General features: G+C 43.5%; 1 protein-coding gene. It reads right to left on the bottom strand.

Features of this window, described 5'->3' with window-relative positions; all coding sequences use genetic code 11:
* Positions 1 to 280: efflux RND transporter permease subunit (locus ACNKXV_RS13885; protein ID WP_417908312.1), on the bottom strand; the 280-nt coding region annotated here is incomplete at its 3' end.
* Positions 281 to 322: the final 42 nt, after the last annotated feature.

The raw sequence follows: 322 nt of genomic DNA, 5'->3' as shown, positions 1-322 counted from the left end.
CAAAGATGAATGCGAATAGCAAACTGTTTGAACTCTCTCTGAATTCTTTGGAAGGTCCCGATACATCTGTAGAATAGGTATCATCCAAAACTTCAGCTGCGATTTTGTCCATTTCATCCAGACCTGCGCCAATGGTGTAACCTTCAGCTAGGTTGGCAGATACGGTAGCACTGACAAATCGATTGAATCGGTAAAGCTGGGGAGGCGTACTCTTTTCCACCACTTTCACGAGATTATCCAACTGAACCAATTGGCCATTATCCCCTCTCACATAAAGCATTCTGAGGTTTACTGGCTCATTTCGATCTTGAAGTCTCATTTC

Origin of the sequence: Christiangramia aquimixticola (genome assembly GCF_048285835.1) — a bacterium.
In the GTDB taxonomy this organism is placed as follows: domain Bacteria; phylum Bacteroidota; class Bacteroidia; order Flavobacteriales; family Flavobacteriaceae; genus Christiangramia; species Christiangramia aquimixticola.
Note: the sequence above shows the minus strand (reverse complement) of the source record. Positions and strands in the feature narration are given on the sequence as shown.